Below are 11,896 nucleotides of genomic sequence, written 5' to 3'. Positions count from 1 at the left end.
ATTTTTTGTGTTTATTCTAAATATAAGTGTTCGAATTGTTTTGTAAATTTTTCTATATGAGACTTGTATAAATGTTAAAGGGAAATTATATTTTTTTCTTACATTAAAAAATTTCGTTTTGTAGAATAAGAAGTTATACATATAGTAAAGTCTAATGAGTTATCAATTAATATTTACGAAAAATATATTAATACTTTAGAATTTCTTTAATGTTCATTATTTTTTATTTAAGGTTATCCGTTATATTTATAATATGTTTATTTCAATTTATTGTATTGAAGCTCAGTTTTATATAATTATAAAGCAATCATCAAAATAAAATCTCCACTAGAGTAAATTTATTGTTTTTTTGCGGAAATTATTATGCAGCTAAGAAAACTGTAGTTTATTGAATTAGAAATATATTAGAATTTTCTTGAAGAAAGAGAGAGGGAATAAAATGAATATAGTGCACTTACGTCCTAAACAGCGGTCTAAGTATCGCATTATGCTAGGGAAGTGGTATTACTCTACAAAGAGGTACATTCAGTGGTTGGCAGACGGAAAAACATATGCAAAAAGGTTCCAACAAGAAAAGCTACCTTGTACAGCAATTCAGCACCGAACGATATTACTTCGTAAGCTAAAAGATGTAGATATGTGGTATCAACAGAATAAGGTTGTTAATTTGAAAATTGCTGTTAAAAAACTAAATGGTATCGTCATTAGACCGGGAGAAACATTTTCTTACTGGCGTTTAATAGGTAAGCCAACGAGGAAAAAAGGGTATGTAGAAGGTATGGTATTACATTACGGATCTTTTCAAACAGGTATTGGAGGAGGTCTTTGTCAGCTTTCGAATTTAATATATTGGATGACTTTACATACACCACTGACAGTAACAGAACGATATCGTCATAGCTTTGATGTCTTTCCTGACTCTAGGCGAACTCAACCGTTTGGGAGTGGGGCGACTTGTTCCTATAACTATTTGGATTTACAAATTAAAAATGAAACGGACCAACTGTATCAACTTCACCTTTATATGACAGATGAACATTTAGTTGGTGAATGGAGAACAGTCTATCCGCAACTTTATCAATATGAAGTGTATGAGAAAGAACACTCAATTCAACCTGCATACTGGGGCGGTTATATACGACATAATGTGATTCAACGTAAAGTATATAATCAACAGAAACAGTTAATAGAAGATCAATATGTAACAGAGAATCACGCTATAATGATGTACGAACCACTATTAGCTTGTAATAATGAGAATAGTGAGTAATATGGTAATCCATAGATTAAATAGTATAGAAAATATTTAATTCTTATTTTTATTAAAAAAGTATGAATCCAAGATTTACTGGATTTTGATTGTAACTAAGAACATATAAAAGTTCACTGTTATTTATAGAAGAGTCTGTTTGTTTTTATATCTTATGTATTTCACCCTGCATAAAAAATATTTCTCAACATTTTATTTGTTGAAAAAGATTGAATATTCGTATTATAACGAATATTATGTTGTTATCGGCAAAAAACGATAATTTGCAGACACTGGGGAGGAAATACATTGAAAAAGAAAAAGAAAAAGAAATTAAAACCATTAGCGGTATTAACAACAGCAGCAGTACTAAGTAGTACGTTTACTTTTGGAGGTAACGCAGCGTATGCTGAGACACCAACATCATCTCTACCAATAGATGAGCACTTAATACCGGAGGAGCGTTTGGCTGAAGCGCTAAAACAACGGGGGGTAATTGATCAATCTGCATCACAAGCTGAGACTTCAAAGGCTGTCGAAAAATATGTTGAGAAAAAGAAAGGGGAAAACCCTGGGAAAGAAATCTTAACAGGAGATAGTCTTACGCAAGAAGCCTCTGACTTTATGAAAAAAGTAAAAGATGCAAAAATGAGGGAAAATGAACAGGCGCAGCAGCCTGAAGTAGGCCCAGTAGCTGGACAAGGTGCAGCATTGAACCCTGGGAAATTAAATGGAAAAGTACCTACTACATCAGCGAAGCAAGAAGAATACAATGGAGCTGTTCGAAAAGATAAAGTACTTGTTTTACTTGTAGAATTTAGCGATTTTAAGCATAACAATATTGATCAAGAGCCAGGATACATGTATTCTAAGGACTTTAATCGTGAACATTATCAAAAAATGTTATTTGGTGATGAACCATTTACTTTATTTGATGGATCGAAAATTAACACATTTAAGCAATATTATGAAGAACAATCTGGTGGTAGCTATACAGTTGATGGGACTGTAACAGAATGGCTTACTGTTCCAGGAAAAGCATCAGATTATGGTGCTGATGCGGGTACTGGGCATGATAACAAGGGGCCTTTAGGACCAAAAGATTTTGTGAAAGAAGCATTAAAAGCAGCGGTAGCAAAAGGAATCAATTTAGCAGACTATGACCAATTTGATCAATACGATCAAGATGGTGATGGAAATAAAAATGAGCCAGATGGCATTATTGATCATTTAATGGTTGTACATGCTGGCGTTGGTCAAGAAGCTGGCGGCGGTAAATTGAAAGATGATGCGATTTGGTCACATCGTTCAAAACTAGGTTCAAAACCATATGCAATTGATGGCACGAAATCTTCTGTTTCGAACTGGGGCGGAAAGATGGCTGCATATGATTATACAATCGAGCCTGAAGACGGAGCAGTTGGTGTGTTTGCACATGAGTATGGCCATGATTTAGGCTTACCAGATGAATATGATACAAAGTACTCAGGACAAGGTGAACCTGTTGAGTCATGGTCTATTATGAGTGGTGGTAGCTGGGCTGGAAAAATTGCAGGAACAGAGCCAACGAGTTTCTCGCCACAAAATAAAGAGTTTTTCCAAAAGAATATGAAGGGGAACTGGGCGAATATTCTTGAAGTAGATTATGACAAACTTAGCAAAGGAATCGGTGTTGCAACATATGTAGATCAAAGTACTACAAAATCTAAACGACCTGGAATTGTTCGTGTTAACTTGCCGGACAAAGATATAAAAAATATCGAATCAGCGTTTGGTAAGAAGTTCTATTACAGTACAAAAGGAAATGACATTCATACAACACTTGAGACACCAGTATTTGACTTAACAAATGCAAAGGATGCTAAGTTCGATTATAAGGCATTTTACGAACTTGAAGCGAAGTATGATTTCCTTGACGTATATGCGATTGCAGAAGATGGAACGAAGACACGCATTGATAGAATGGGCGAAAAAGATATAAAAGGCGGCGCGGATACAACTGATGGTAAGTGGGTTGATAAATCATACGATTTAAGCCAATTCAAAGGAAAAAAAGTAAAACTGCAATTTGAGTACTTAACAGATATTGCAGTAGCTTATAAAGGATTTGCGTTAGATAATGCAGCCTTAACTGTAGATGGAAAAGTTATTTTCTCTGATGATGCAGAAGGTCAGCCTGCAATGACGTTAAAAGGCTTTACTGTGTCTAACGGATTTGAACAGAAAAAACATAATTACTATGTAGAGTGGAGAAATTACGCTGGTTCTGACACTGCGTTACAATATGCACGTGGCCCAGTATTTAATACAGGAATGGTTGTATGGTATGCGGATCAAAGCTTTACAGATAACTGGGTAGGCGTTCATCCAGGTGAAGGGTTCTTAGGAGTAGTAGATTCTCATCCAGAGGCAATTGTAGGGACATTAAACGGACAACCTACTGTGAAGAGCAGTACGCGTTATCAAATTGCCGATGCGGCATTCTCATTTGATCAAACACCAGCATGGAAAGTAAATTCACCAACACGCGGTATCTTTGATTATAAAGGATTACCAGGAGTGGCAAAATTTGATGATTCTAAGCAATACATCAACAGCGTTATTCCTGATGCAGGACGTAAGTTACCGAAGCTAGGACTGAAGTTTGAAGTGGTAGGCCAAGCTGAAGACAAGTCTGCAGGTGCAGTTTGGCTTCATCGATAAAATAAGGTGAAAAGAAGAGAAGCTGCGATAAGTCGGTGAAACTGACTGATTGCAGCTTTTTTCTTCTTGTGAAAAAACTCGCTGTTTTTTATGTACTTATTGGAAAAATATGAAGTTTCTTTGATACATAAAATGCTCCGTCTGTCCAATTATAGAAGCTATTTTGGACGTAAGAAATTTGTAAGTAATGAGTAAGAAAAAAGAGATTTTCATAGTATAAAATATTTATTATAGCTACTTTTAACACCTGATACTAATAGTGTGCTATAATATGAATTAGCAACAAAAAGGAAAGGAATTAGAACAATGACCTTAGAAAATACTAAAAATTTAAAAAAACAAGTTGCTCCTTTTGAAAAATCAACGATTAAAAAAAGTGTTTGGCAACTGATCAACACAATCGTGCCATTTATTATTTTATGGTACCTTGCTTATAAAAGTTTGTCAGTTTCTTATTGGTTAACATTAGTTCCAGCACTGTTAGCCGCTGGATTTATGACAAGGATTTTCATTATTTTTCATGATTGTACCCATTATTCATTCTTTAAAAGTCGACGTGCAAATAGAATAGTTGGAACGTGTATGGGCGTTTTAACATTATTCCCATTTGATCAGTGGGGGCATGAGCATTCTATTCACCACGCTACGAGTGGTAATTTGGATAAGAGGGGTACAGGGGATATTTGGACGCTTACAGTAGATGAATATGTAGCAGCACCATTTAGACTCCGTTTAGCATATCGTTTATATCGCAATCCATTCGTTATGTTTGGGTTAGGCCCGATTTATGTTTTCTTGCTTAAAAATAGATTTAACCGAAAAGGTGCTAGAAAAAAAGAACGTATGAACACTTATTTAACGAATATTTTAATCGTTGCTATTGTAGGAATGCTTTGCTGGGCAATTGGATGGCAATCGTTTCTTTTAGTACATGGTTCTATATTTTTAATAGCAGGTTCAATAGGGATTTGGCTGTTTTACGTACAGCACACATTCGAGGATTCTTATTTTGAAGAAGATAAAGAATGGGAATATGTGAAAGCGGCAGTGGAGGGAAGTTCTTTTTATAAACTTCCAAAAATTTTGCAATTTCTAACGGGTAATATTGGATTTCATCATGTTCACCATTTAAGTCCAAGAGTACCTAACTATAAACTAGAAGAGGCACACAACAATACCCTTCCTTTAAAAAATGTACCAACAATTACGCTTGCTACAAGCTTGCGTTCACTCCGTTTCCGTCTTTGGGATGAGAAAAGTAACAATTTTGTTAGCTTTAAAGATGTCAAAAATATAATTAAAAATAATGTTTCTGTTCGGGTGAAATCTGAACTATAATTGCATCGTATATAAAATTCCCCTTAATCATTTTCGATTTAAGGGGAGTTTTTGTTTAAAGATTAGATGCCAGATAAGAAGAAAAATTAAATGTTTCAAATTGTAATGGAAGCAGATTAGGAATTGCTAGTACGTAAGTACAAATACAAGATGACAATAAATGCATTATGTTAACAATTGGAGTTATCATGAATTTTCCATTACGATAACTGTTCATAAATCCGACGAAAATTAATAGCAAAAGGGGGATCGTACAACAGTATATCTAAAAAATTAGAAAAGACTTGGACGGAAATTTCATTCATTTTTCTTGGTGTTCCGCATTCCATACACTTAAATAGGATGCATATTCTAATTCATCTGGATTGTCATGTAACATAGAAATGAATTCTAATTTATTTCTATCACAATCTAGAAAGTATACACTTGCAGCGGGCATCCACCTTTGGACAATTGGCTCTTGATTTCCTTTTCCTTGACTTCCTATCACTTCTATTCCACGCTCCTCTAACCACGCTTTAGAAGTCATTAAAAACTCTAAATTTACACCAAAAGCAAAATGTCTCAGCTCAAAGTCTTCGATATTATTTACTTCCCATAGTCCAAGCATTTGTTTTTTATTTTCTCCGACCCAAAAGAAAGCCACTCTTCTTTTGGAGAGTTTTCTTGCTAACGTTAATCCTAGCTTGTTTTGATAGAAATTTATCGCTTTTTCTAAATTTCTTACATGTAAATGAGTTTCGTATATGTTCTGTATCATTATGATCATTCCTTTCTTTCTTGATAACTACCAGTTGAGTAATGAATGTAATTCTAATAATGTACAGCTATATCTGATATACCTATTTATTATTATATCGAAATTGAAATACGATAAATCCAACTGAGGTAGCAAGTTCAAATGAAAATTTTACTACTTTTGTAGGAGAAGAGAAAAATCCATTAAATTCAGGTGAACTCATATTTAAATAATAAAAAAAGACAACACATGAAGTGAAACGCCACGTGTTGTCTTTTTTGTATCGTACAATATTAAGAAGTTTCGCTAATTTTAGTTTCACTTTGAGTGTTAGTTGCAATTCTTTTCTTAACTTTAAAGTGATAGTAAGTATAGCAAAAGATGATAAATGGTACAGTACAATAAATGCCTAGTCTTTGATCTGGGATAAAGATAAGACTTACTAATATAATGCCATACAATCCAAAACCAAGAATTGGTACAAGGGGATAGAGTGGAGTTCTGAACTTCAAATCGTCTAATTTTCCACCTTCAGCTAAATAGTGTTTGCGGAAAAAGAATTGAGAAACACAAATTGACATCCAAACAATAATTGTTATGACTCCAGAAATGGAAATTAACCATAAGTAAACCGTTTCAGCAGCTACGACGCTTGTTAAAAGAGAAAAAGCAGAAATAGCTATTGTCATGATTAAAGCGTTGAGAGGAATCCCACGTGATGATAATTTCTTTAAAAATGCTGGAGCCATTTCGTTTTTTGATAAAGACCAAAGCATGCGAGTAGCAGCGTATAGTCCTGAGTTTGCAACAGAAAGAACAGCAGTAAGAATAACAAAGTTCATAATATCAGCTGCATATGGAATACCGATATTATCAAAAACAGCAACGAATGGGCTCTTTGTGAGTCCTGCTTCTTCCCAAGGAATTAAAGCAACAAGAACAAAGATTGCTAAGACGAAGAAAAACATTGTGCGCCATATAATATTTCTAATAGAACGAGGTAAAGTTTTTGCTGGATCTTCGCTTTCACCTGCTGCGATTCCGACAAGCTCTGTACCTTGGAAGGAATAATTGACTGTAACCATTGTTAATAGAATAGCTGCAAGTCCATTCGGAAATAAACCACCATGATTTACGAAATTTGAAAGAAGTGGAGCTGGTTCGTCGCCTTTTAAATCAATAAAGCCGAACATAGCGGCGCCACCAAGAATTATAAAAGCTATAATGGCAGATACTTTTATACTTGAAAACCAAAATTCTGTTTCTGCATAACTACGAGCAGATAATGCGTTAATAGTAAAGATTGTAACGCCAAATATTAAACACCAAACCCAAACAGGAATATCAGGAAACCAGCGCTGCATTGTAATACCGGCAGTTGTAAATTCAAGACCGGTCGTATTCGCCCAGCTTAACCAATACAACCATCCGATTGTAAAGCCAGTTGCAGGATTGATGAATTTAGTGGCATATTCCTGGAAAGAACCCGAAACAGGCATGGCTACAGCGAGTTCACCAAGACATAGCATAACGAAATACATTAATAATCCACCGGCCATAAAGGCAAGTACGGATCCACCAGGTCCAGCTTGACTTATAATAAAGCCAGATCCGTTAAATAACCCCGTTCCAATCACACCACCGAGTGCAATCATGAATAAGTGTCTACTTTTCATCGTACGTTTTAATTCATTGTTTGTATTGTTTACTTGCGCCATTGTTTTCCTCACTTTCGTAGTTGATAGAATAAAGTTTGATGTTTTTCCGTATTATGGAATGTATTCCGTGATGTGAAATCTTGTTATAATTTTCAGATAATTAAAAAGAAAAGTCAATATTTTTTTGTTTGCGTTTTCAATTCGTTGTTAGTGATATGTTTTTATTGTTAGAAAATTAAATAAATAGATTGATTTCATTTCGAATGTTTGCTAAATTGATAGTTAATTAAGCGTACTAACATATTACGAGTAAAGTTGAGGCGAGTTATGGTACAGTCCATTGATCGAGCGATAAGTATTATTAAATTATTGAATTCTACAAATGAAAAAGAGTATTGGGCTATTTCTGATATAGCTGATGGAACACATCTCCCGGTTAGTACAGTACATAGATTACTTAACTCTCTAATGGAGCATGGGTTAGTTACACAAATTTCAGAGACAAAACAGTACAAAATTGGACCAATGTGGATGGAAATAGGGTTGCGTCAATTGGAGAAGGTAGACTATAGATCTGTTGCAAGAGAAGTGATGAAACGTTTGGCTGCTGAAGTGGAAGAAAGTGTCTATTTGAATATTCCAAACGGAACACATTCTATTATCATTGAAAGAATTGATAGTCCTTTAAAAATTCGAGTTATTGATAATCTAGGAGAACAAATTCCACTTTCAATTGGTGCTGCAAATAAAACGATGCTTGCCAATATGAAAACGAATGAAATGGAACATATTGTAGAGTATTTACTTCCTTCATTACCAGAACAAAAGCAAATTCTTCTTAATCAGATAAAGCAAATAAAAAATGAAGGATATGCTGTCAGTTATGGTGAAAAAACAGAAGGGACAGCTTCAGTAGCTGCACCTATTATCGGATTTAATCATAAAGTAGTAGGAGCATTAAGTGTTGGGTTAATTAGTCATCGTATTAATGATGATCGACTATCTTTTCTTATTAGCAAGGTAAAACAAGCAGCTCATGAAATATCAATAAAAATCGGCAGTACATCAGAACTATAATTTTGATAGCTGTCGTCATTTTTTATTCATATATTGGAATTCATTTTCATAATGCGGAAAAATAGGGGGATTTATATGTCAAAGTGGCAATCAAAAGAACAATTGATTCAATTATTAAGCAGTCTTGTTGAAATTCCTAGTATTACAGGTACAGAGGCTGAAGTGATATTGCCAGACTTTGTTGTGGAGCAATTATCTGATTTACAGTACTTCAAAGAAAGCCCGCACCATGTGCAAAAAAATCCGACGGGGGACGGACGATATTTTGTTACAGCACTAGTAAAGAAAAGCGATAGTACAAAAAATACTGTAATTCTAGTAAGTCACTTTGATGTTGTAGATGTACAAGATTACGGAGTGTGGAAAGAAGATGCATTTAATCCTAAAAAGTTAACATCTATGTTTTATTCTCATAAAGATGAACTTCCAGACCATGTACGTGAAGATATAGAACATGGAGATTGGCTGTTTGGTAGAGGAACAATGGACATGAAATGCGGCCTCGCATTACAAATGGCAATGATTGAACAAGCATGTGAAGGAAGATTCGATGGGAATGTTCTTTTATTGGCTGTACCAGATGAAGAAGTGAATTCTGTAGGGATGAGGGCCGCTGTTCCGAGACTATTAGATTTAGCAAGAGAGCATAATTTAGATTATAAAACGGTCTTAAACTCAGAGCCTATGTTTTCAAGACATCCTGGTGACCAAAATAAGTATATTTACACTGGCTCTATTGGTAAAGTGTTACCTGGTTTTCTTTGCTACGGAAAAGAGACACATGTAGGTGAACCTTTTGCAGGGTTAAATGGGAGTTATATGGCTTCATTAATAACAGCAGAACTAGAGTTAAACACAGACCTTTGTGATATTGTAGAAGGGGAAGCGAGTCCTCCACCAACTAACTTACTTCAAAGGGACTTAAAAGAGGATTATTCTGTACAAATTCCGCATCGTGCAGTCACATTATTTAATTTGTTTTTATTAGAAAAATCAATGACAGATGTAGTTTCATTGTTACGTCAAAAAGTAACGAAAGTAGCAGAGAAAATAGAAGAGTCGTATGAAAAACATGCATATCGTTTTTCTAAATATAATCCATTTATACCACCTAATCTCAAAGTAAATGTATTAACTTATGAAGAGCTTATCACATATGCAATTGAGCAACATGGACGAGAAAAAATAGATCATATTCAATCTAATATTATAAAAAATAGAGGAGATAAAGATGATCGTGCGGTAACGATTGATTTAGTAGATAAATTAGCGATTTTATGTAAAGAAAAGGCACCGATGATTGTACTTTTCTTCGCTCCGCCGTACTATCCAGCTGTGAGTTCACGCAACAATCCTTTAATAAAAGAGGTAGTTGTAGAAATGGAAAAGTATGCACATTACAATCATAAAATTACATTTGAAAACCAAAATTATTTTGGGGGGATTTCAGATTTAAGCTATGTAGGCTTGCAGTATCCACTGGATTCAATGAGTTCGCTTGTAGACAATATGCCATTATGGGATAAAGGCTATTCAATTCCGCTTCAGGAATTAGAAGAGTTTGATGTTCCAGTATTAAATATGGGACCGGTAGGAAAAGATGCACATCAATGGACAGAACGTCTAGATGTAAACTACGCATTTGAAACACTATTAGATATGTTACCGAAATGCATTGAAAAATTATTAGTTTCTAATAAAATTACACAATCATAGTAGGGAATAGGTAAGGGATAAAACAGAACCTTTAAAGAAGAGTCAAATAAAATTATTTTAATATAATTAAAAAGTAGAACGGCCAAGCTCAATTTTATATGAGTTTGGCCGTTTATCATGTAGTGAATTTTTAATTAAAAGTATGTGAATTCATAGCTAACGTAATCTCTTTTATAGTTTTATTTTTTAGTTTGACCAGATAGTTCAACAGACTTTTGCGTACAACGCTGCATAGCTGAAATAATCGCTGTTCGTAATCCTTTTTCCTCTAATGTCGCTACAGCTTCTATTGTCGTTCCGCCAGGAGAACAAACCATATCTTTCAATTCACCTGGATGTATTCCTGTTTCTAGTACCATTTTTGCAGAGCCTAACACAGCTTGAGCAGCGAATTTATATGCTTGATTTCTTGGCATACCATCTAGTACAGCAGCATCTGCCATCGCTTCTATAATCATATATACATAAGCTGGTGAAGAACCACTTACGGATGTGACAACATCCATTAATTTTTCACTTACGATCTCTGTTTGACCAAAACTATTGAAAATGTTTAGTACATCTTCTAAATCTTTTTCTGTAACCATTTCATTAGGGCATAATGCAGACATTCCTTCTCCAACAAGAGCAGGAGTATTAGGCATTACTCTTACAACCTTTACTTTTTTATTAAAGGCATTTTCAGTACTTTCAATGCTTTTTCCAGCAGCGATCGTAACGATGATAGCATCGTGTTTGATTACTTCTTTTATTTCATTAATTATTGATGAATATAGGTCTGGTTTGATTGATAAAATTAAAATATCAGCATTTTTAGCTACTTTATTGTTGTCGGTAGTTGTAGTTAGCCCATATTTTTCACTAGCATTTTTTAAATTAGCAGTGTTTAAATCTGAACAAATAATTTGATTTGAAGACACTATATTTTTGTTTATCATTCCGCCAATCATAGCCATTCCCATATTTCCGCAACCGATGAATCCAATTTGTTTATCCATAATAACTCAATCTTGCTCCTTTTATAATCAATTATATCGGTTTGATATTATTTTCTTAGAATAAGAATAACATCCCTGTGCAATATAAAGAAACATTCTAAGAGAATATATTCCTTTTTGCAACACTAAAAGACAAAAATTAATTATATTCGACATTATGTAAATATATACACTATAATGTAAGGTTTTATGTTTATGAATATGAGTTAAACTTATATCATTTTGTATTTTCATTCAGTAGGGCGATAATTTCATACAAATAACTTGTGGCTCTATTTATTTTTAAAAATACCTCTTGACACCGAATCGAACTATATCGCATAATATAAAAAAATTAGATTGAAAATCGTTGAAGGGAATTAGTACATATGTCTTCTTGCGAAAGAGAGTGGAATTCACCGGCTGAAAGATTCCTCGT

At 34.2% G+C, this 11,896-nt stretch carries 8 protein-coding genes and 1 other annotated feature (1 of these 9 only partly in view); of the genes, 5 read left to right on the top strand and 3 right to left on the bottom strand.

The genetic code is table 11. The features are described 5' to 3' along the window. The first annotated feature begins 439 nt into the window (after positions 1 to 439). The 3 genes from HMPREF1014_RS14915 to desA all read left to right on the top strand — a co-directional run bounded on the left by HMPREF1014_RS14915 (position 440) and on the right by desA (position 5,290). Complete coding sequence (locus HMPREF1014_RS14915) at positions 440 to 1,270, top strand: VanW family protein (RefSeq protein WP_009327106.1); 831 nt, start codon at positions 440 to 442, stop codon at positions 1,268 to 1,270. A 288-nt stretch (positions 1,271 to 1,558) separates the two neighbouring features. Then, a complete protein-coding gene (locus HMPREF1014_RS14910; RefSeq protein WP_000727435.1) occupies positions 1,559 to 3,952 on the top strand; it encodes an immune inhibitor A domain-containing protein in 2,394 nt (797 codons plus the stop codon). 306 nt (positions 3,953 to 4,258) lie between these two features. Next, positions 4,259 to 5,290 carry a Delta(5) desaturase DesA gene (gene desA / locus HMPREF1014_RS14905; RefSeq protein WP_000171499.1) on the top strand — a complete coding sequence of 344 codons (1,032 nt, stop codon included), beginning with the start codon at positions 4,259 to 4,261 and terminating at the stop codon, positions 5,288 to 5,290. Positions 5,291 to 5,591: 301 nt separating this feature from the next. On the opposite strand, the gene HMPREF1014_RS14900 is transcribed toward desA, so the two are convergent. Continuing rightward, the gene (locus HMPREF1014_RS14900; protein WP_000615639.1) at positions 5,592 to 6,050 is read right to left on the bottom strand and encodes a VOC family protein; all 459 of its coding nucleotides are present in this window, start codon (positions 6,048 to 6,050) and stop codon (positions 5,592 to 5,594) included. Between the two features lie 272 nt (positions 6,051 to 6,322). Continuing rightward, complete coding sequence (locus tag HMPREF1014_RS14895) at positions 6,323 to 7,747, bottom strand: amino acid permease (protein WP_000079967.1); 1,425 nt, start codon at positions 7,745 to 7,747, stop codon at positions 6,323 to 6,325. A 267-nt stretch (positions 7,748 to 8,014) separates the two neighbouring features. Between HMPREF1014_RS14895 and HMPREF1014_RS14890 the strand changes: the two genes are divergently transcribed. Next, positions 8,015 to 8,764, top strand: coding sequence for an IclR family transcriptional regulator (locus HMPREF1014_RS14890; RefSeq protein WP_000250752.1), 750 nt, complete (start codon positions 8,015 to 8,017; stop codon positions 8,762 to 8,764). Between the two features lie 51 nt (positions 8,765 to 8,815). Then, entirely contained in the window at positions 8,816 to 10,480 is a 1,665-nt protein-coding gene (locus HMPREF1014_RS14885) for a M20/M25/M40 family metallo-hydrolase (RefSeq protein WP_145930924.1), read from the top strand. Positions 10,481 to 10,659: 179 nt separating this feature from the next. Here HMPREF1014_RS14885 and proC read toward each other — a convergent pair whose 3' ends face one another. Beyond that, entirely contained in the window at positions 10,660 to 11,478 is an 819-nt protein-coding gene (proC, locus tag HMPREF1014_RS14880) for a pyrroline-5-carboxylate reductase (RefSeq protein ID WP_000360728.1), read from the bottom strand. 340 nt (positions 11,479 to 11,818) lie between these two features. Further along, positions 11,819 to 11,896: a binding site (T-box leader), on the top strand; it runs 133 nt beyond the window's last position.

It is taken from the genome of Bacillus sp. 7_6_55CFAA_CT2 (assembly GCF_000238655.1).
In the GTDB taxonomy this organism is placed as follows: Bacteria; Bacillota; Bacilli; order Bacillales; family Bacillaceae_G; genus Bacillus_A; species Bacillus_A cereus.
This window is presented reverse-complemented; position numbering and strand designations above follow the sequence as displayed.